The organism is Actinomadura alba, from assembly GCF_014323705.1.
Classification (GTDB): Bacteria; Actinomycetota; Actinomycetes; order Streptosporangiales; family Streptosporangiaceae; genus Actinomadura_C; species Actinomadura_C alba.
This window is the reverse complement of record NZ_JABVEC010000023.1, coordinates 1-19,839: the sequence shown is the minus strand read 5'-3', so window position 1 is coordinate 19,839 and position 19,839 is coordinate 1. Positions and strand designations below refer to the sequence as shown.

The 19,839-nt window shown below is 71.6% G+C and carries 20 protein-coding genes; 9 read left to right on the top strand and 11 right to left on the bottom strand.

Annotation, left to right across the window (positions count from 1 at the left end; genetic code table 11):
• Positions 1 to 92 precede the first annotated feature (92 nt).
• Positions 93 to 992 carry an alpha/beta hydrolase gene (locus HKK74_RS26400; protein ID WP_312881779.1) on the top strand — a complete coding sequence of 300 codons (900 nt, stop codon included), beginning with the start codon at positions 93 to 95 and terminating at the stop codon, positions 990 to 992.
• 53 nt (positions 993 to 1,045) lie between these two features.
• Here HKK74_RS26400 and HKK74_RS26395 read toward each other — a convergent pair whose 3' ends face one another.
• The 10 genes from HKK74_RS26395 to HKK74_RS26350 all read right to left on the bottom strand — a co-directional run bounded on the left by HKK74_RS26395 (position 1,046) and on the right by HKK74_RS26350 (position 10,263).
• Positions 1,046 to 2,236, bottom strand: coding sequence for an ABC transporter permease (locus tag HKK74_RS26395; RefSeq protein WP_187246053.1), 1,191 nt, complete (start codon positions 2,234 to 2,236; stop codon positions 1,046 to 1,048).
• Positions 2,237 to 2,264: 28 nt separating this feature from the next.
• Complete coding sequence (locus HKK74_RS26390) at positions 2,265 to 3,197, bottom strand: ABC transporter ATP-binding protein (RefSeq protein WP_246492005.1); 933 nt, start codon at positions 3,195 to 3,197, stop codon at positions 2,265 to 2,267.
• Positions 3,197 to 4,543, bottom strand: coding sequence for an efflux RND transporter periplasmic adaptor subunit (locus tag HKK74_RS26385; RefSeq protein ID WP_246492011.1), 1,347 nt, complete (start codon positions 4,541 to 4,543; stop codon positions 3,197 to 3,199). The genes HKK74_RS26390 and HKK74_RS26385 overlap by 1 nt, the downstream gene beginning before the upstream one ends.
• A gap of 92 nt (positions 4,544 to 4,635) precedes the next feature.
• A complete protein-coding gene (locus HKK74_RS26380; RefSeq protein ID WP_187246051.1) occupies positions 4,636 to 5,061 on the bottom strand; it encodes a hypothetical protein in 426 nt (141 codons plus the stop codon).
• A gap of 72 nt (positions 5,062 to 5,133) precedes the next feature.
• Positions 5,134 to 5,928 carry a pyrroline-5-carboxylate reductase gene (proC, locus tag HKK74_RS26375; RefSeq protein WP_187246050.1) on the bottom strand — a complete coding sequence of 265 codons (795 nt, stop codon included), beginning with the start codon at positions 5,926 to 5,928 and terminating at the stop codon, positions 5,134 to 5,136.
• A gap of 77 nt (positions 5,929 to 6,005) precedes the next feature.
• Positions 6,006 to 6,932, bottom strand: a complete 927-nt coding sequence (locus HKK74_RS26370) for a proline dehydrogenase family protein (RefSeq protein WP_187246049.1) — start codon at positions 6,930 to 6,932, stop codon at positions 6,006 to 6,008.
• Positions 6,933 to 7,153: 221 nt separating this feature from the next.
• Positions 7,154 to 7,888: an ABC transporter permease gene (locus HKK74_RS26365; protein ID WP_187246048.1), complete on the bottom strand. Its 735-nt coding sequence runs from the start codon at positions 7,886 to 7,888 to the stop codon at positions 7,154 to 7,156.
• Positions 7,885 to 8,610: an ABC transporter ATP-binding protein gene (locus tag HKK74_RS26360; protein ID WP_187246047.1), complete on the bottom strand. Its 726-nt coding sequence runs from the start codon at positions 8,608 to 8,610 to the stop codon at positions 7,885 to 7,887. The genes HKK74_RS26365 and HKK74_RS26360 overlap by 4 nt, the downstream gene beginning before the upstream one ends.
• A 109-nt stretch (positions 8,611 to 8,719) precedes the next feature.
• Positions 8,720 to 9,304, bottom strand: coding sequence for a TetR/AcrR family transcriptional regulator (locus tag HKK74_RS26355; protein ID WP_222722758.1), 585 nt, complete (start codon positions 9,302 to 9,304; stop codon positions 8,720 to 8,722).
• Positions 9,304 to 10,263 (bottom strand): sugar phosphate isomerase/epimerase family protein, encoded by a 960-nt coding sequence (locus HKK74_RS26350; RefSeq protein WP_312881777.1) that lies wholly within the window; start codon positions 10,261 to 10,263, stop codon positions 9,304 to 9,306. The genes HKK74_RS26355 and HKK74_RS26350 overlap by 1 nt, the downstream gene beginning before the upstream one ends.
• A 93-nt stretch (positions 10,264 to 10,356) precedes the next feature.
• On the opposite strand from HKK74_RS26350, the gene HKK74_RS26345 reads away from it, so the two are divergent.
• The 7 genes from HKK74_RS26345 to disA all read left to right on the top strand — a co-directional run bounded on the left by HKK74_RS26345 (position 10,357) and on the right by disA (position 18,158).
• Positions 10,357 to 11,055, top strand: coding sequence for a class I SAM-dependent methyltransferase (locus HKK74_RS26345; RefSeq protein WP_187246046.1), 699 nt, complete (start codon positions 10,357 to 10,359; stop codon positions 11,053 to 11,055).
• Between the two features lie 87 nt (positions 11,056 to 11,142).
• Positions 11,143 to 12,201, top strand: a complete 1,059-nt coding sequence (locus HKK74_RS26340) for an alpha/beta fold hydrolase (protein WP_187246045.1) — start codon at positions 11,143 to 11,145, stop codon at positions 12,199 to 12,201.
• 91 nt (positions 12,202 to 12,292) lie between these two features.
• Complete coding sequence (locus tag HKK74_RS26335) at positions 12,293 to 13,459, top strand: L,D-transpeptidase (protein ID WP_187246044.1); 1,167 nt, start codon at positions 12,293 to 12,295, stop codon at positions 13,457 to 13,459.
• 105 nt (positions 13,460 to 13,564) lie between these two features.
• A complete protein-coding gene (locus HKK74_RS26330) occupies positions 13,565 to 14,545 on the top strand; it encodes a zinc-binding dehydrogenase (protein WP_187246043.1) in 981 nt (326 codons plus the stop codon).
• On the top strand, positions 14,545 to 15,441 hold the full coding sequence (locus HKK74_RS26325) for an LLM class flavin-dependent oxidoreductase (RefSeq protein WP_187246042.1): 897 nt from the start codon (positions 14,545 to 14,547) through the stop codon (positions 15,439 to 15,441). Before HKK74_RS26330 ends, HKK74_RS26325 begins: the two co-directional genes overlap by 1 nt.
• Before the next feature lie 44 nt (positions 15,442 to 15,485).
• A complete protein-coding gene (gene radA, locus HKK74_RS26320; protein WP_187246041.1) occupies positions 15,486 to 16,961 on the top strand; it encodes a DNA repair protein RadA in 1,476 nt (491 codons plus the stop codon).
• A 114-nt stretch (positions 16,962 to 17,075) separates the two neighbouring features.
• On the top strand, positions 17,076 to 18,158 hold the full coding sequence (disA, locus tag HKK74_RS26315; RefSeq protein ID WP_312881776.1) for a DNA integrity scanning diadenylate cyclase DisA: 1,083 nt from the start codon (positions 17,076 to 17,078) through the stop codon (positions 18,156 to 18,158).
• A gap of 40 nt (positions 18,159 to 18,198) precedes the next feature.
• Here disA and HKK74_RS26310 read toward each other — a convergent pair whose 3' ends face one another.
• Entirely contained in the window at positions 18,199 to 18,870 is a 672-nt protein-coding gene (locus HKK74_RS26310; protein WP_246492004.1) for a hypothetical protein, read from the bottom strand.
• A gap of 66 nt (positions 18,871 to 18,936) precedes the next feature.
• Between HKK74_RS26310 and HKK74_RS26305 the strand changes: the two genes are divergently transcribed.
• Positions 18,937 to 19,812 (top strand): iron-sulfur binding domain-containing protein, encoded by an 876-nt coding sequence (locus tag HKK74_RS26305; protein ID WP_187246040.1) that lies wholly within the window; start codon positions 18,937 to 18,939, stop codon positions 19,810 to 19,812.
• Positions 19,813 to 19,839 lie beyond the last annotated feature (27 nt).

Here is a 19,839-nt window from a genome sequence, read left to right as displayed (position 1 = left end):
CGATGAACCCGGACCCCTCGCCGTACGACCGCCGGCCGAGCATGCAGAGTCGCGCAATCTCGCGAGCGCTTCGGCTCGGCGTCAGACCCTTCGTGAGCAGGCTGCCCGGCAACCCCGTGTCCCTGCGCACGGCCCGTACGGCGGCCGACGCCGCCGCGCGCCTGATCCGTTCCGGCCCTCGGGTACGAGTGCAACAGCTGATCGATCCGCACACCGACACCACGAGCCGGCCGGTGGTCGGCGAGTGGGTGACGCCCATCGAGCCGACCGCGGAGGACAGCGCGATCCTTTACCTGCACGGGGGCGGCTATGTCGCCTGCTCACCGCGCACCCACCGGCCCATCACGGCCCGCCTCGCGGTCGACTGCGACTTACCGGTGCTCGTGCCCCGGTACCGGCTCGCGCCGGAGCACCCGTTCCCGGCCGCGCTGCTCGACGCCGTGGACGCCTACCGGTTCCTGCTGGGCCGGGGCATCCCCGGTTCGCGCATCGTGGTCGCGGGCGACTCCGCGGGCGGTCACCTCGCGGCCTCGACGGTCGGCGAGATCTGCCGGACCGATCTGCCCGCTCCCGCCGGGGTGGTGCTCTACTCGCCGTGGGTCGATCTCACCTGCGAGCTGGCCGGCGAACGCGATCGGCAGTGCCGGGATCCCTACGTCAGCGTGGCCGCCGCCCGGCTCGCCGGGCAGATGTACGTCGGGAAGGGCGACTTCGAAGATCCGCGGCTGTCCCTGCTGACCTGCCCGTGGACGGCCGCGCCCCCGTTCTTCGTCCAGGTCGGAGGGGGTGAGCTGCTGCGAGCCGAGGCGGAGCGGCTGGCCGAGGTGCTCAGCGCCGCCGGAGCCTCCTGTGAACTGCAGGTCTGGGAGGGGCAGATGCACGTCTTCCAGATCCTCAACCACGTGCTCCCCGAAGCCCGTGCCGCGATGCTCGAGACCGCCCGTTTCGTCCGCGCGGCCATCGCGGCATCCGCCGTGGGCGGCGCCGCCTGACCCCGCCGCTCCTACCCCTCCGCGGCACTCGTTCCGCGCCGTTCATTCCGCGCTCATTCGCTGCGGAGCGCGATGACCGGGTCGAGACGGCCGGCCCTGCGGGCCGGGACGACCCCGAAGAACACCCCCACGGCCACCGACACCGTGAAGGCCAGGGCCGGGGACCACCAGACGATGGCGGCGGGTACCGGCGAGACCGCGGCGATCGCCACGGCGGCGCCGACGCCCAAGCCGATGCCGATGACCCCGCCGAGCGTGGTCAGCAACACCGCCTCGATCAGGAACTGCGACACCACGTCCCGCTGCCTGGCTCCGAGCGCCTTGCGCAGCCCGATCTCGCGCGTACGCTCCCGCACGCTGACCAGCATGATGTTGGAGACGCCGACGCCGCCGACCAGCAGTGAGATCGCGGCGATGGCGGCGAGTACCCCGGTCAGCGCGCCCAGGACGGTGCCGATCGTCCCGAGCAACTGCGTCTGGGTCACCGCGGAGAACTGCTCCCCCGGGTACTTCCGCTGGAGCGCGTCCACGACCTGCGTCTGCAGCCGGGGGATGTCGTCGGCCGACGACGCCCGCAGCGCGAGAAAGTCGACGTGGTTCACGCCGAACAGCCGCTGAGCGGTCGTCACCGGGATGTGCAGTTCGGAGTCCCGGGCCTGGCCGAAGGTCTGTCCGATCTCCTCGAAGACCCCGACGACGCGGAACCGCGCGCCGCCCGCGATCGCCACCTGCCGGCCGACCGGGTCGACGTCGCCGAAGATCTTCTGTGCCACCTCGGAGCCGAGCACCACGACCCGGCGCCGGGTCTCGACGTCCGTACGGGTCAGATAGCGCCCGCCCGCGCGCAGCGGCCGGTCGAAGACGTTCCTGACGTTCTCGTTCGCACCGACGACCGACGCGAACATCTGCGACTTCCCGGCCCGCACCGTCTCACCGGAGTTGAGCGTGACCGCGATGTTGCGCTCATCGCCGACCACGCGGCCCAGGTAGCCGATGTCCTCCAGCGTCATCCGGCTGACCGTGGGGGCCGCGCCGAACGAGAACTGTCCGGGCACGACGAAGACGATGTTGGACCCGAGACCCTCGATCTCCTGCTCGACCAGGTTGCGCGCGCCTGAGCCGATCGCCACGAGCACCACGACGGCGGCCACCCCGACCACCACGCCGAACATCGTCAGGGCGCTGCGGAGCCGGTTGACCCGCAGTGCCTCGAGCGCCACCCGCAGCGCCTCGCGATATCTCATCGTCGCGCCGACTCCCCCTCGGCGGCCCTCACGTGCCCTCTCCGGTGTCACGTCCCGTGAGCGCTCCGGTGTCGCGTTCGATGAGGCCGTCGCGAATATGGATCTGCCGGGCCGCCCGGTCGGCGATGTCCGGCTCATGGGTGACGAGGACCACGGCCACCCCGTGTTCGGCGTTCAGCCGTTCCAGCAGTTCCATCACCTCGTTGCCCGTCCTGGTGTCGAGGTTGCCGGTGGGCTCGTCGGCGAGCACGACCTGCGGTTCGCCGACCAGCGCGCGGGCGATGGCCACCCGCTGCTGCTCACCGCCGGACAGCTGGCTGGGCCGATGGTCCAGCCGGTGCGACAGCCCCACCGCCGCCAGTGCCTCGGTGGCCCTCGCCCGCCGCTCCTTGCGCGGCACGCCCTGGTAGACCAGCGGCAGGCCCACGTTCTCGCGTGCGCTCGTACGCGCCAGCAGATGGAACGACTGGAACACGAACCCGATCGTGTTGTTGCGCAGCTCGGCGAGCTCGGTGTCGGACAGCTTCGACACCTCCCGGCCACCGACCCGCAGCACGCCCGTCGTCGGGCGGTCGAGACAGCCGAGCAGGTGCATGAGCGTGGACTTCCCCGAGCCCGAGGGCCCGAGGATCGCAGCGAACTCGCCCCGCCCGATCCGGAGGCTCACGCCGCGCAGCGCCGAGACCGCCACCCCGTCCATCCGGTACGTGCGCGTGACGTCCTCTGCGTCTATTGCTGTGTTGGTCTGCCTCGCTCCGCTCGGCGGCTCGCGGGCCTCGAAGATGGCGGCTTCCCTCGTCGCGTGCTCGCTCGTTCCTCGCTCCGCGCGCTCCTCAGTCCAGCCACCATCGGCCCGCTCGCGGTCGATCTGCCTCGCTCCGCTCGGCGGCTCGCTCTGCCCCGCTCGGCGGCTCTGCGGCTCGGGGCGCGCGGGGTCGGGGGCCGGAGTGGTGCCGGCCATCAGTGGAGTTCCTGGCCCTGCTTGACGGCGTTGACGCCGCGTACGACGACGCGCTCGCCCTCGGTCACGCCCGAGACCACCTGCACCGTCGTGTCGCCCTGCGCCCCGAGCCGGACGACGCGCCGCTGCGCCCGGCCGCCGGAGACCACCCACACGGTGGAGTCCCGGCCGCTGGTCACGATCGCGGACGACGGCACCGAGACCGCCGAGCCGACCTCGCGCACCCGCAGGTCGACCACGGCGCTCATCCCCGGTTTCGGCCAGGGCGCGGCGGTGCCGTCGGCCGTCGTGCCCCGCCGCAGCGAGAGCGTGACCCGGTACGTCACGCCGCCGCCGGTGGACTCCTTCGGCGTGACGCCGACGCCGGTGACCTCGGCCCGGTAGGTGGCGCCCTGCACGGCGTCGAACTCGACGGTCGCAGGCGTTCCCCGCTTGACGTCGAGCACGTCGGTCTCGTCGACCTCGGCGGACAGGCCGAGCCTGGACACGTCGGTGACGGTGACGACCGCGTCGCCCGAGGCGATCGGGGCCCCTTCCGCGACCGAGGCGGCATCCTTGGCCGCGCCGCCGCCGCCCGTCAGGGAGGGCACCGCTCCCCCGGCCTGGGCCTGCGCCTGCGGCGGCAGCCCGCCCAGCAGCCCGGACAGGTCACCGGCGCCTCCCGCCGGTCCGCCGAGGCTCGCCACCCCGGCGAAGGGCGCCTTGATGGTGAGACCGGCGGCGACGCGCTCCGCCGCCCGCACCGCCGCGCGCGTCTGCACCTGTTGTGCCGCCGCGATCGACGCCATGGCCTGCCGCACGCTGCCGAGCCCCGAATCGAGCTGTACGAGCGCGTTGTGCGCGGCGGCGGCGGCCGTCGCGTAGTCGGCCTGGGCCTTGGTGATCTGGGCGAGCACGAGGGCCCGCTGCCGGGTGTCCGGGATCTTCATCGCGACGCGCCGCGCGGCGGTGAAGCCGCTCCTGGCCGTACGGTCGGTCCGCCGCTGGAAGGACCCCAGTTCGACCCCGGCCGGGACGGCACCGCCACCGGACACACCGCGATCCGCTTCGCGCGCCTGCCGCAACTGCTCCTCGGCGGCCGGGGACGCGATGCGGGCCAGCACCTCGCCCTTGCGCACCTCGTCACCGTCGGCGACCCGCAGCCGCCGGACCGTGCCCTCGGCCGGGGACCGGAGCGTGGCGGTCGCCCGCGCGGTGACCGTCGCCGGAGCCTCGACCACCTCGGCCACGTCGGCGCGACTCACAGCGGCAAGGCGGATTCCGGCGGTCTCGTCGTCACCCGAGCACGCACTGATCAGGCCGGCGATAAGCACACCGACCACCGCCAATGGGGTGAAGCGCCGCATACTCACGCGGCCATGCTAAACACGCGCCCCGTCCGAGCGTGGCGAAACGGCGGCGTGGGAGGACGGCGGCGGCGTGGGGAGACGACGCCGTGCTACCAGCGGGCGGGGACTTCCTCCACGCGCCGTCCCTCGGACCGGCGAGAGACGGTGAAGAAGCCCACCAGCGCGGCGACCGCCGCGATGCCCTCACCGACGACGCTGATGGTCTTCTCCCCGTACCAGACCGGCTCGTACATCTCCGGCAGCGGGCCGATCGACCCGACGTCGACGGTGTAGTAGAGCAGCAGGGCGCCGACGGCGCTCGCGGCGACGAGGAAGGCGACGGCGTACGTCCAGCGGCGCGCCCAGAACAGGACCAGCAGGCCCGCGGCGATCGCGACCACGGCCTGCGTTTGGAACAGGACGTCCGCGCCGATGTTGCCGTCCTTGCCGGAGGGCAGGTCGGCTGCGAAGTCCCAGTGGATGTAGGCGTCGACCGCGAGACCGGCGGCGACGAGAACGCGGAGGAGGATTCCCATACTTGTTAATCGGTCACGGACCGGTGTTCGGTTCAATCAAATCCGGTCGAATCGAAGAGCATGCCGGAGACCTCATCCTTCGGCGAGCTCCCGGCCCCGGTTCCTGGCGGCTTCGATCGCCTCCAGCACGGCGGCCCGTACGCCATGACGCTCCAGCTCGCGGATCGCCGCGATGGTGGTGCCGCCAGGTGAGGTGACCGCCTCCCGCAGCAGCACGGGGTGCTCGCCGGAGTCGCGCAGCATCACGGCGGCGCCGACCGCGGACTGGACGACCATCTCCAGGGCGGCGGCGCGCGGCATGCCGAGCAGGATGCCGGCGTCGACCATCGCCTCGACGAGGTAGTAGAAGTAGGCCGGGCCGCTGCCCGACAGGGCCGTCGCGCCGTCCTGCAGCGACTCTGGGATGCGCAGCACCTTGCCGACCGGCGACAGGAGCTCCTCGGTCAGCGCGAGATGCGCCTCGTCGGCGTGCGAACCGGCCGACACCACGCTCATCGCCTCGTCGACGTGCACCGGCGTGTTCGACATGACGCGCACGACCGGCACGCCGTCGGGCAGGCGTGCCTCGATGAAGGCGGTCGGGATGCCCGCCGCCATGGAGATCACCAGCCGGCCGGCCGGGACGTGCGGGTTCAGCTCCTCGAGGAGTGACGCCATGTCCTGGGGCTTCACCGCGATGACGAGGGTGTCGGCGGTCTTGGCCGCTTCGGCGTTGGACAGCACCGTGACGCCGTACCGCTCACGCAGCAGCGCGCCGCGGTCCGCCCGGCGGACGGTCACGGCGAGCTGGGCCGGGCGGCGGCCGGCTCGGAGAACGCCGGACAGCAGTGCCTCGCCCATCTTGCCGGCGCCGAGAATCGCAATCACCTGAGCAAGCCTACCGAGGCTTCAGGACGGCGTTTCCAGCGCCGGGACGGCACCCGGCCCACCCGGCCCCATCGGCCCTACGAGTCGCCGGCCAGGGACCGCAGGAAGAACATCAGGTTGGCCGGCCGTTCCGCCAGCCGGCGCATCATGTAGCCGTACCACTCGTCGCCGTAGGGCACGTAGACCCGTACCTGGGCGCCCAGCCCGGCGAGCCGCTGCTGCTCCTGCGTCCGGATGCCGTAGAGCATCTGGTACTCGAAGTCCTCCGGCGACCGCTCGTTGAGCACGGCCAGCGCCCCCGCGATCTCGATGAGCCGCGGATCGTGGGTGGCCAGCATCGGGAGTCCCCTGCCGGCCATCAGGACCTTCATGCAGCGGACGTACGACTTGTCGATCTCACGCCGGTCGGCGAAGGCCACGGACTCGGGGGCGTTGTAGGCCCCCTTGCAGAGCCGCACCCGCGACCCCTCGTAGGCCAGATCGGCGCAGTACTCCTCCGCGCGGCGCAGGTACGACTGGATCACCGCGCCGGTGTCGGGGAAGTCGGCCCGCAGGTCCTCCAGGATCCGCAGCGTCGAATCGACGGTCGTGTGGTCCTCCATGTCGAGCGTCACCGTGGTGCCGACCGCGCGAGCGGCGTGGCAGATCCGCTGCGCGTTCTTCAGCGCGAGCCGCTCGCCGCCGTCGAGCACCTGGCCGAGAGCGGTGAGCTTGACCGAGACCTCGGCCCTCTGCCCGAGGCCGGCCGAGCCGAGCCGCTCCAGCAGGGTCACGTAGCCGGTGACGATCCTCTCGGCCTGGCCGGGATCGAGAGTGTCCTCCCCCAGGTGATCCAGGGTCACGAGCAGCCCGCTTGCCGCGAGCTCCTCGGTGACACGCAATGCGTCGTCGACCGCCGTTCCGGCGATGAACCGCCGCACGACGCTCCTCGTGTACGGAGCCGTCTCGGCGAGCCTGCGTACGCCGTCCCTGCGCGACGCCGCCAAGAGCACCTGTCGGAGCAACGTTCCCCCTCTCCGGCGAGACCACGTCGTCTCGCGCCTCTCAAGGCTAATCCGCGACGCGGTTGCCCAGTACATGCCGGATTAGAGGGTAAGACCTCCGTCTGTCCGATCTTTGTCCGACTCCGGTACAGCCCGCCGAGACGCTCCCGGCAGGCCGCCTCCAGCCGCCCGGGATCAGGGCGTCCAGGGCATCATCCTGGTGACATCATGATCGGCACCCGTCAGGCGGTGCGGCGGCGGAGCGTGGCCGCGCCGAGCATGAGCGAGACGATCACACACCCGATGATGACCGCCAGGTCCCGCGCGAGGGTGCTCGTGAATTCGTCGCCGCGGCTGAGTTCCAGCATCGCCTCGACCGCGTACGACAACGGCAGCACGGCCGAGATCCACTCCAGCCAGCTCGCCATCTGCTCGCGGGGCACGACCAGCCCGCACAGCAGGGCCTGCGGCAGCACGAAGGCGGGCATGAACTGCACCGCCTGGAACTCCGTGCGCGCGAACGCGCTGGCGAACAGGCCGAGGGCCATGCCGAGCAGGGCGTCGAGCACCGCGACGAGCACGAGGCTCCATATCGACCCGGCCAGATCGAGACCCAGCCAGGTCACCGAGACAGCGGTCACCACGCCGACCTGCACGAGCGCGAGCAGCCCGAAGGCGAGCGCGTAGCCGAGCAGCAGGTCCAGCTTGCCGAGCGGGGTGGTCATCAACCGCTCGAGCGTGCCGCCCGTACGCTCGCGCAGCGTGCCCACCGAGGTGACGATGAACATCACGATGAACGGGAACACCCCGAGCAGCATCGGGGCCCAGCGGTCGAAGGCGTCCGGATTGTCGATCACGTAACGCAGAAGGATCATGAGCAGGGTGGGGACGCCGATGAGCAGCCCTACCGTGCGGTGGTCGTGGCGCAGCTGGGCGAGGATTCGCCGGCTCGTGGCCAGCGTGATCGAGAGCTTCATGCGCGTGCCTCCTCGCGCTCCGCGATGAGGCGCAGGAATGCCTCTTCGAGATCGTCGGTTCCGGTGTGGGCGCGCAGCGCACCCGGGGTGTCGTCGGCGAGGATCACGCCCTCGCGCATGAGCAGCAGCCGCCCGCATCTGGCCGCCTCGTCCATGACGTGGCTGGAGATCATCAAGGTGACGCCGCGGTCGGCGAGCTCGTGGAACAGTTCCCACAGTTCCTGCCGCAGCACGGGGTCGAGCCCCACCGTCGGCTCGTCGAGCACGAGCAGCTCCGGTGTGCCGAGGAGCGCGGCGGCCAGGCTGGCCCGGGACAGCTGCCCGCCCGAGAGCGTGGCCACGACCTGGTCGCGCTCCTTCGCGAGGCCCACCTCCTCGATGACGCGATCGGCGTCGTCGCGGGGCGCGCCGAGAACCGAGCCGAAGTATCGGAGGTTCTCCAGGACGGTCAGGTCCGAGTACACGGCCGGCGTCTGCGTGGCGTAGCCGACGAGCCGCCGCAGGTCCGCGCCACCCGCGGGCAGGCCGAGCACGGTGACGTCGCCGCTCTTCACTATCTGCACGCCGACCACGGCCCGGATCAGGGTGGTCTTGCCACATCCGCTGGGCCCGAGCAGCCCCACGATCTCGCCGCGGGGCACCTCGAACGTGAGCCCGTGCAGCACCTCGCGCCCACCCCGGTCCACGCGCAGGTCCACGGTCTTAACCGCTGAACTAATCATTCGTTTAATTTAAGCTCGGCCATGACCCCCGTCAAGACGGAGCGAGGAGGGAAGGCGCCGCGTCAAACGCCCGCGAGCCGCCGCGCCGAGGCGCGGTCATCGAGCCCGGTCAGCACAGGTAGCGCTGCAGCGTCGGGGCCAGGAGCTCGATCAGCTCCTCCTCGGAGGCGGAGGCGATCGGCTCCACCTCGATCACGTACCGCAGGAGCATCACGCCGATCATCTGGCCGATGGCCGCGTCGATCTTCAGCAGCGGGATGCCTCGCAGTTCGGCGGCCCGGCCGAGCAGCGCCGTCGACACGAACTGCCGCATCATCGTCGCGGCCTGCTCGTTGGTCATGGCCGAGCGCAGCAGCGCGACCAGGGGCGCGCGGCGTTCGGGATCGCTCCAGATGCCGAGGAAGACCCGGATCAGCGTCTCGCCGAGCCGGTCGTTCGGGGTCTCGAGGATGAGGGGAAGCAGTTCCGCGGGGTTGAACGGCAGCCGCATCGCCTCGATGAACACGTTCTCCTTGGTGCCGAAGAAGTGGTGCACCAGGGCCGGGTTGACGTCGGCGCCGCGGGCGATGGCGCGGATCGAGGCGCCGTCATAGCCCTTCTCGGCGAAGAGCTCCCGTGCGGCCGCCAGGATGGCCTCGCGGGTCTCGTTGGGCCCTGGCCGGCGTCCAGGCTTTCGGCCGGACTGGGCCACCATCAGCCGCCGCCTCTACGCGACACCTCGCCCCCGGGCGTGACCTCCCAGGTACGGCTCGCGGCGGCGAGGTGGAGCCGGGCGAAGGCGAGCGCCTCGGCCAGGTCCTCGACGCGTTCCGCCCGGTCGGCGGCGCGGCGGGTGTTGACCTCGAGCACGATGTGCCCGCCGTAGCCGTCGTCGGCGAGCTTCTCCAGCATCGCGCCGCACGGCTGGTTGCCCCGGCCGGGCACCAAATGCTCGTCGCGGTTGGGAACGCCGACGCCGTCGGCGAGGTGAACGTGCTGGAGCCGGTCACCGAGGTCCGCCGCCATCTGGAGCGGGTCGGAACCCGAGACCGCGGTGTGGGAGAGGTCCAGCGTGACGCTCGGGAAGTCCAGGTCGACGGGGTTCCAGTTCGGGGAGTACATCCCCACCTCGGTGCCGCGCGCCCGCACGGGGAACATGTTCTCGACGGCGAAGACGACGTTGGTCTCCTCCTGCATGCGGGCGAGGCCCTCGACGAACTCTCGGGCGTACTCCCGCTGCCAGCGGAACGGCGGATGCACGACGACGACCTTGGCGCCGACCTCCTCGGCGACCTCCTTGGACCGCTGCAGCTTGCCCCAGGGTTCGCGGCCCCACACCCGCTGGGTGAGCAGGAGGCAGGGCGCGTGGATGGAGAGGATCGGCATCTCGTGGTAGTCGGACAGCCGGCGCAGGACGTTGAGGTCCTGTGACACGGGGTCGGTGGCGACCATGATCTCGACGCCGTCGTATCCGAGCAGCGCGGCGATCTCGAACGCGCTGGGCGCCTTCTCTGGATACACTGACGCGGTCGAGAGCGTGATCGGCGCATCCGGGACCCTGACCCCGGCCGGGATCGTGCCATTGCGCTCCGGTGCCAAGACTCCCTCGCTGGTTTTCGCTCGGCGGTCGGTGGTCGTGCTCCGCTCGGGGCTCGCCCCGTTGCGCATCGCCACGCAACCGAAAGCCTATGCGCTATCTTCCGGGATCTGATCCCCCGGCGCGCGTGATCCTCACCATTGCCGACGCGGCTGACTACGCTCTGCGCCGTGGCCACGATCGTATCCGGTGCAGTTCCGAGCCCGAACATCTGGAATTCTCCCCAGGTCTATGAGCTGGAGAACCGCGCCGCCGACCCCGACGGGGTGCTCGAGGCGGCGATGCGGGAGATCCGGCCCTGGGACGCGGCGACCGTGCTCGACCTCGGCTGCGGCACCGGCTTTCACCTGGCCGGCTTCGCCCGTACGGCGTCGCGGGTCGTCGGTATCGAGCCGCACGCCGGGCTGGCGGCGGCCGCCCGCCACAGAGTGGCGAACCTCATGAACGTGTCGGTACGGACCGGGGTCGCGCAGGCGTTGCCGCTGCCCGACTCCTCGATCGACGTCACGCACGTGCGGTGGGCGTACTTCTTCGGGCCGGGCTGTGAGCCCGGCCTCGCCGAGCTCGCGCGGGTCACGCGCCGCGGCGGCACCGTGTTCGTGATCGACAATGACGCCACCCGGTCGACGTTCGGCGGCTGGTTCCGCCGCTGGCTGCCGTCGTACGACCCGGAGGCGGTGGAGCGGTTCTGGGCCCGGCAGGGGTTCTCCCGCAGGGCCCTGACGATCCGCTGGGCGTTCCAGCGGCGGGAGGACCTCGCGGCGGTGCTGCGCATCGAGTTCCCCGCCGAGCTGGTGGAGGAGTTCCTCGCCGAGCACGACGGCGTGGAGGTCGACTACGCCGTGAATCTCTGGTGGCGACACTACTGACTGGTAAGTCATACTGAGTGCCGATCCTTACTGGACGCCCCGTACAAAAGCGGCCATCGGAGCCGGCCGCCCACTCCGGAGGTCGCCATGAGCCGACGCCACAGCATGCTCGCCACCGCCCTGATCGGCACGGGTGCCGCCGGAGCCGGCGCCGCCGCCCAGCGCCGCGCCGTACGCCGCATCAAGAGCCGGCCGGACCGGCACGCGGGCGAGCCGTTCGGCACGCTGCGCGGCCGGCCGGTGGCGGTGCGGGCCACGGACGGCACCCGGCTGCACGCCGAGATCGACGATGCCGAGGGCGGCGACGTCGCGGTGGTGTTCAGCCACGGCTGGACGCTGAGCCAGGACGCCTGGCACTTCCAGCGCAGGGCCCTGAGCGGCCTCGGCCGGCTGGTGTTCTGGGACCAGCGCGGCCACGGACGCTCCGGCGGCGGCCACCGGGCCGGCAACGGGCTCGACCAGCTCGCCTCCGACCTGGCGGCGGTGATCGAGCAGACCGTGCCCGCCGACATGCCCATCGTGCTCATCGGGCACTCCATGGGCGGCATGACGATCATGCGCTACGCCGACCGGAATCCCGAGGTCTTCGGCCACCGGATCATCGGCACCGGGCTCGTGTGCACCTCATCGGGCGGGCTCGGCGAGATCACCCTGGGGCTCCCCGCCGCGCTGGCGAGGACGTCCCGGGTGATGATGCCGCGGGTGCTGCGCGCCGCCGGAGCCGGGGCCACGGCGCTCGAACGGGTCCGGCGCCTCGGCCGGGCCGGAGCGCTCGTCATCGAGGACCGCATCGCCTTCGGCCCGAACGCGAGCCCCAGCGCGGTCGCGTTCAGCGAGCAGATGATGGCCGACACCCGGATGGACGCGTTGATCGACCTGTACCTGGCCATGACCGGCACCGCGACCATCGGCACCTGCGAGGCCCTGAACGAGAGCGAGACGCTGGTCATCGCCGGGGAGAACGACCTGCTGACGCCGGTGAACCACAGCCGCACCATCGCCGGCCGCGTCCCGTCGGCCCGACTCGAGATCATCCCCGTCGCGGGGCACATGGTCATGCTCGAACGGCCGGATGCCGTGTCCGACCTTCTCGGCGACCTGATCGAGCGGGCCCGCAAGAGGCTCGAGTCCGACGCCCGGACCTAGCCCACGCAGTAATTCTTCGAACTTTTTCGTAGTTTCGACCGTCTCCCATTGACGACTGGATCGTTCGTGATCTCGGGGATGTGAAGGAACTGTGAGCGCAAAGGTTCGGGTTCGGCTCGTGGCGACCGGCGGTGCCGTGGCGCTGACCGCGCTCACCGCGGGTTGCGGCGGGGGCGCTGGGGTGCTGAGCGCCAGCAAGGCTGCGGTCGTCACCATCACGCCGGCGAACGGTGCCGGGCGGGCCGCGCCGGACGCGCCGATCGAGGTGAAAGTGTCAGGCGGCACCCTGCAGAACGTCACGGTGCGCGGCGACGGTGTCGCGATCACCGGTGAGACGAGCGCGGGCGGCACGCAGTGGCACTCCGGCCGCACCTTGACCCCCGGCACCTCGTACACGGTCACCGCACAGGTCAAGAACGCCGACGGCAAGGCCATGACGGCGACGAGCACCTTCACCACGCTGAGGCCGGCCAGGACGTTCGGCATCGCCGACATCACCCCCGGGCTGAAGGGCGAGACGGTCGGCGTCGGAATGCCGATCATGGTGCGGTTCACCGGGCCGGTCACCAAGAAGGCCGCGGTCGAGCGAGCCTTGGACGTGAAGGCCGACAAGCCCGTCGAGGGGGCTTGGCGCTGGATCGGCTCCGACCAGGTCGTCTACCGCACCAAGACCTACTGGCCGGCCCATCAGAACGTCCGGTTCACCGCCCGGTTGGCCGGCCTGCAGGGCGCCGACGGGGTCTACGGGATGAAGGACACCCGGCACACCATCGAGATCGGCGCCGCTCAGATCACCACCGGCGGCATCGGCAGGCATCAGATGACGGTGACCCGCGACGGCAGGAAGCTGCGCACCATCCCGTTCAGCGCGGGCAACGGACAGACGCGGGAGTTCACCACCACCAGCGGTGTCCACCTGCTGATGGAGAAGGGCAACCCCGTCACGATGATCTCGCCCGGCCGCAAGAAGGGCGATCCCGGCTACTACAAGACGGTGGTGGACCACGCCGTGCGGTTCTCCAACAGCGGCGAGTACGTGCACTCGGCCCCCTGGTCGGTCGGCTCCCAGGGATCGGCCAACGTGAGCCACGGCTGCCTCAACGTCAGCCCGGCGAACGCGCGCTGGTTCTACTCGATCATGCAGCGCGGAGATGTGATCAATCTGACCGGCAGTGACCGTGAGGTCGAGTGGGACAACGGCTGGAGCTACTGGCAGCTCTCGTTCGCCCAGTGGAAGAAGGGCAGCGCGCTGCGCTGACCGCGCGGACCCTCCGGCTCTGACGCATCTCGCGAGTTGACCTCAAGCCTGCTTCAGGTTGCACGCTCGGCGGCAGAGTATTCGCGTCGAGCGAGGAGGGCGACTGTGCACGCGGTACGGCAGTACGAGTTCGGTCCAGCCGAGAACCTACTCTTCACGGAGGTTCCGGACCCGCGCCCGGCGGCGGGTCAAGTGCGGATCGCCGTCCGGGCCTCCGGAGTCCATCTGGCCGACACGGCGCTCCGTGCCGGAGTCGTCAGCGGGCCCTTCCAACGGCCGGAACTGCCGATGACGCCGGGCCGGGAGGTGGCGGGCGTGGTCGACGAGCTCGGCGACGGCGTCGACCCGGCCTGGCTCGGCAGGCGGGTGGTGGCCCATCTCGGCATGGCCGGTGGGGGCTATGCCGAGCTCGCGGTGGCCGATGTCACGGCCCTGCATGCGCTCCCCGAGCATCTGGACCACGGTGTCGCGGTCGCGATGATCGGGACCGGCCGGATGACGATGGGGATCCTCGACGTCGCACGGCCGGCTGCCGACGATGTGGTGTTGGTGACCGCGGCGGCCGGCGGGATCGGCACCCTGCTGGTGCAGGCCGCGCGGAACGTCGGCGCGACCGTCGTCGGCGTGGCCGGCGGGGCGGCGAAGGCCGAGCGGGTACGGGCGGTGGGCGCGACGGTCGCGGTCGATTACACAGCGCCGGACTGGACCGGCGCCGTCCGAGAGGCGCTGGACGGGCGTGAGGTGACGGTGGCGCTGGACGGCGTCGGAGGCGAGCCGGGGCGGGCCACGTTCGACCTGCTGGGCGCCGGTGGCCGGCTCGTCCTGTTCGGCTGGTCCGCGGGCGAACCCACCCGGTTCACCTCCGCCGACCTGTTCGAGCGCGGTTTGTCGGCCTCGGTCGCCCTGGGCCCGCGGATCCTGAGGATCCCCGGTGGGCTGCGCGGCCTGGAGGAGAGGTCGCTGGCCGAAGCCGCGGCCGGTCGCCTCGTGCCCGCCGTACAGACCTTCCCCTTGAAAGACGCTGCGGCGGCGCACACGACGCTGGAGACCCGGGCCACCGTCGGAAAGGTCGTGCTGGTGCCGTGATGGAGATCGGTGTGATCCTGCCCTCCATCGGCATGCAGCGGGCACAGGGACTGGACTTGCCGACCGCCGCACGGCACGCCGAGGACGCGGGCCTGGACGGCGTGTGGCACGGTGACCACCTCGCCACCGGGACGCCGTCGCTGGACTGTGCCGTGGCGCTCGCCGCCGCGGCGGCGGCCACCGAACGGATCGGTATCGGCGCCAGTGTGTTCATCCCCGCGATCCGGCCCCTGGTCTGGGCGGCCAAACAGATCGCCAGCCTGCAGCACGTGTCGGGCGGCAGGCTGATCCTCGGCGTCGGCTCCGGCGGCGGGCCGGCGCAGTGGGCGGCGGCGGGAGTCCCGTACGACCGGCGCGGCACGCGCACGGAGACGGCGCTGGAGCTGCTGCCGGCCTTGCTGGCGGGCGACCGGGTGCGGCTTCCGGACGAGCCGGGCCGGCCCGAGGTCGAGTTGGCGCCGGCGGTGGCCCCGCCGCCGATCTGGGTCGGCAACGCCTCATCGGTCGCGATCCGGCGAGCCGCCCGGCTGGGCGACGCGTGGTTTCCGTCACTCGTGCCGCCGGCCGAAATCGCCGCCGGGGCCGAACGGCTCGCCGGGCTCGCCGCCGAACACGGGCGGCCCGTCCCGGTCATCGCGACCGGGGTCGCCGGAGCGCTCGGTTCCCGGCCCGGCGTGCCCACCCGCGAGCAGATCGCCACCGGCATCAGCGGGGCGTACGGCAGGCCGATCGAGGAGGTCATGTCCCTGCCGATCACCGGAGATCCGCACGAGGCGGCCGAACGGCTGGCCGCCTACCGCGACGCAGGAGCACGGCACATCGTCATGGGCATTTCCGGCGGCGACTGGCGCCATCAGTGCGATCTGCTCGCCGAAACGCGATCCCTGCTGCGGTGACGCCGTACTCCGTTATGTCGGTGCTGGGCCCTAGTGTCGTCGGCATGGCGAAGACGACCAGGGCCAAGCCCACCTACCGCTGCTCCGAATGCGGCTGGCAGACCTCCAAGTGGGTGGGCCGCTGCGGCGAGTGCCAGGCGTGGGGCACGGTGGGCGAGGCCGGGGCCGCGGCCCCGCCGAGAGTGGTAGCGGCGGCCGCCGTCTCGGCGCCGGCCCGGCCGATCAGCGAGATCGACGTGGGCTCCGCGCAGTCCCGGCCGACCGGCCTGGACGAGCTCGACCGCGTGCTCGGCGGGGGGCTGGTCCCCGGCGCCGTGGTGCTCCTGGCCGGCGAGCCGGGCATCGGCAAGTCCACGTTGCTGCTCGAGGTCGCCGCGCTCAGTTCCTCCCGTACGGGCGACCCGGCCGGCCCCGAGCGGGTGCTGTACATCACCGGAGAAGAGTCGGCCGAACAGGTCCGGCTGCGCGCCGACCGGGTCGGTGCGGTCACCGACCGGCTCTATCTCGCCGCCGAGACCGAGCTGGCGTCGGTGCTGGGCCAGGTCGAGGCGGTGGAGCCCAAACTCCTGATCGTCGACTCGATCCAGACGATCGGAGCCGCCGAGGTCGACGGAGCGCCGGGCGGGGTCACCCAGATCCGCGAGGTCACCGCCAACCTGATCCGGGTGGCCAAGGAGCGGGGCATCACGACGGTCCTGGTGGGCCATGTCACCAAGGACGGCGCGATCGCCGGTCCCCGGCTGCTCGAGCACCTCGTCGACGTCGTCCTCTACTTCGAGGGCGACCGGCACAGCCGGCTGCGCATGATCCGCGCGGTGAAGAACCGGTACGGCCCCACCGACGAGCTCGGCTGCTTCGACCTGTCCGAGATGGGCATCGTCGGGCTCGCCGACCCCAGCGGGCTCTTCCTGTCCCGGCGCGATGAGCCGGTGCCGGGCACGTGCGTGACGGTCACGCTCGAAGGCCGCCGGCCGCTCGTGGCCGAGGTACAGGCGTTGGTGGCCCAGTCCTTCCTGCCCGCCCCGCGCCGGGCCACGTCCGGCCTCGAGTCCGCGCGGGTCGCCATGGTCCTGGCCGTGCTGGCGCGGCGGTGCAAGATGGCCATGCACGAGCAGGACGTCTACGCGTCCACGGTGGGCGGCGTCCGGCTGACCGAGACATCGGTCGACCTGGCGGTCGCCCTCGCCGTCGCGGGCTCCAAGACCGAGCAGACGCTGTCGCCCAGCGTCATCGCACTCGGCGAGGTGGGGCTGGCCGGTGAGGTCCGGGCCGTCCCAGGGGTCCGGCGGCGGCTCGGCGAGGCGAGCCGGCTCGGCTTCAAGTGCGCCGTGGTGCCCCGCGGATCACTGGAGCTGGCCGCCACGACGCCGCTGAAACAGGCGACCCAGCCCGAACGCGGCGAACCGGGACGGGTGGTGAGCCTCGGCGGCGGCGCTCCGGCGGTCAGCTTCGAGGGCATGACCGTCATGGAGGTCGACAGCCTGGAGCAGGCCCTCCGCGTCGCCTTTACAGCGTCCTGACGCGAGTCACACCAGGGTATGAACCTGCCCGACTCGCTCTTGCGACCTGCGGAGGAGCCGACCAACGGCCCTCGTCGGTAAACTGAGCGCCGTCCAGCGACCTGCGGGGGTCACGTGCCAATACATGAAAAGGGTCAAGACGAGCGACGCCGCGCCACACTGGCCGCGGTGGCGCCGGGCACTGCCCTCCGCGACGGCCTTGAGCGCATCCTACGGGGACACACCGGCGGATTGATCGTTTTGGGCTACGACAAGACGGTCGAGGAGCTCTGCAGCGGCGGGTTCGAGCTCGACGTCGAGTTCTCCGCCACCAGGCTGCGCGAGCTCGCCAAGATGGACGGCGCGATCGTCCTCGACGGCAGGCACGCCCGCGTCGTACGGGCGGCGGTGCACCTCGTGCCCGATCCCGCCATTCCGACCGAGGAGTCCGGCACCCGGCACCGCACGGCCGAGCGGGTCGCCAAGCAGACCGGCTACCCGGTGATCTCGGTCAGCCAGTCGATGCGGATCATCGCGCTCTACCTCGGCGGCACCCGCTACGTCCTCGAGGACTCGGCGACCATCCTGTCCAAGGCCAACCAGGCCCTCGCGACGCTCGAGCGCTACAAGCTGCGGCTCGACGAGGTGTCCGGCACGCTGTCCGCTCTCGAGATCGAGGATCTCGTGACGGTACGCGACTCCAGCGCAGTCGTGCAGCGGCTCGAGATGGTGCGGCGCATCGCCGACGAGATCGAGGGCTATGTCGTCGAGCTCGGCACCGACGGCCGGCTGCTGTCCCTGCAGCTCGACGAGCTCGTCTCGGGCGTCGAGGGCGATCGTGCGCTGATCGTCCGCGACTACTTCCCCGGCAAGGTCCGCGACGGCAGTGTCGCCGAGGTGCTCCGCGCCCTCGACGAGCTGTCGGCGACCGAGCTGCTCGATCTCTCCACGGTCGCCGACGTGCTCGGGTTCCCCGGCACCGACGCGCTGGACGTGCCGGTGAGCCCCAAGGGCTACCGGCTGCTCGCCAAGGTGCCGAGGCTGCCCGGGCTCGTCGTCGAAGGGCTGGTCGAGCACTTCGGCGGGCTGCAGAAGCTGCTCGCCGCCAGCATCGACGACCTCCAGGCCGTAGGCGGGGTCGGCGAGACCCGTGCCCGCAGCGTCCGCGAGGGCCTGTCGCGCCTCGCCGAATCCTCGATCCTGGAACGCTACGTCTAGCCGCGAACGCCGGTCACGGATGCCGTGACCGGACGTGGCGTCAGGGGCTCAGGCGGAAGACCTCGCGCCTGGGCCGCTGGTGGTCGGGTTTGACCGCGACCACATACGTGCCGGGCCGGGCGAGGGACCGGCTGCCGTCGCAACCGTTGGTCGACCGCTTGCGGTCCCAGGTGACCGTGGCGGCGTACGGGATGCCCCGCTTGAGCAGCCGGATCGACGAGCCGTCGCCCCGCGCGCAGTGCGCCGAGGACCAGATTCGGTCGGGTCCGGAGGTGACGCGCAGTTCCAGCTCCTTCGGCCCCACGCCGAAGGTGCAGGGCCGCTTGCCCGTGTTGACCACGCTGACGAGGAACTGCGGTCGCGCCTTGCCGCGATAGGCGTCCGCCTTGGAGTCGAGGTTGATGACCACGTCCTCGGGCGCACAGGCGTCACCGGCCCGGGCCTGGACCGAAGGCCGCATGGTCACCTTGGCGGTGGCGGTGACCGTGATCGTCGGCGTCGCCACCGGTACCGACATGGTGCTCACCGGGCTCGGAGTGCTGAGCCCCGCGGCGTTGTGGATCGATCGCTCTTTCCCGGCGTCACCGCCACCGGAGCATCCCCATGCCACTAACCCGACGGTCGCGAGGACGCCGGTGAGCGCGATGGCCCTCCGCCGCCAATACGCTTCGGCGGATTCCTCATGGGAACTACGTTCAGTACCCAATTCCATGCGGACAGTATGCTTCGCGGATCTTGTCTTATGGTGGCGACCCGCCGTGGAAGTATCAGACCTGTTATGCGCTCGTCCCATCACACCGGCCCGATCCTGGGCTGGTACACCGACAACGCCCGCGATCTGCCCTGGCGCCGGGCCGAGGCCACGCCCTGGGGCGTCCTGGTCAGCGAGATCATGCTGCAGCAGACACCCGTGAGCCGGGTCCTGCCCGTGTGGACCGAGTGGCTGGAGCGCTGGCCGACGCCGGCCGGGCTGGCCGCAGAGCCCTCGGGCGAGGCCGTACGGGCGTGGGGGCGGCTCGGCTACCCCCGTCGGGCCCTGCGGCTGCACGCGAGTGCTGTGGCCATCGTGAGCGAGCACGAGGGCCGCGTACCGGACTCCTATGACGCGCTCCGCGCCCTGCCCGGCATCGGGTCGTACACCGCGGCGGCGGTGGCGAGCTTCGCGTACGGGCAGCGGCACGCCGTGCTCGACACCAACGTGCGCCGGGTGCTCGCCCGGCTGATCAGCGGCGAGGAGTACCCGCCCAAGACGCAGACGGTGGCCGAGGTACGGCTCGCCCAGTCGCTGCTGCCGCTCGACCCTCCGGTCGCGGCCCGCTGGTCGGTCGCGGTCATGGAACTCGGCGCGCTGGTGTGCACCGCCCGAACCCCGCGCTGCGGCGCCTGCCCCGTGTCGGCCGGTTGCGCCTGGCGGCTGGCCGGGCGTCCCGCCTACGACGGGCCGCCGAGACGCGGCCAGGCGTACGCGGGCACCGACCGGCAGTGCCGGGGCCGGCTGCTCGCTGTGCTGCGGCACTCCGAGGGCCCGGTCGAGAAGCCCCTGCTCGACGTCGTCTGGGCCGACGCCGTGCAACGCGAACGGGCTCTCGACGGGCTGGTCGCGGACGGGCTCGTCGACCCGCTCGACGACGGGCGCTACGCGCTACCGAGCTGACGTCGGGCGCGTCCGAGCCGCCGGATG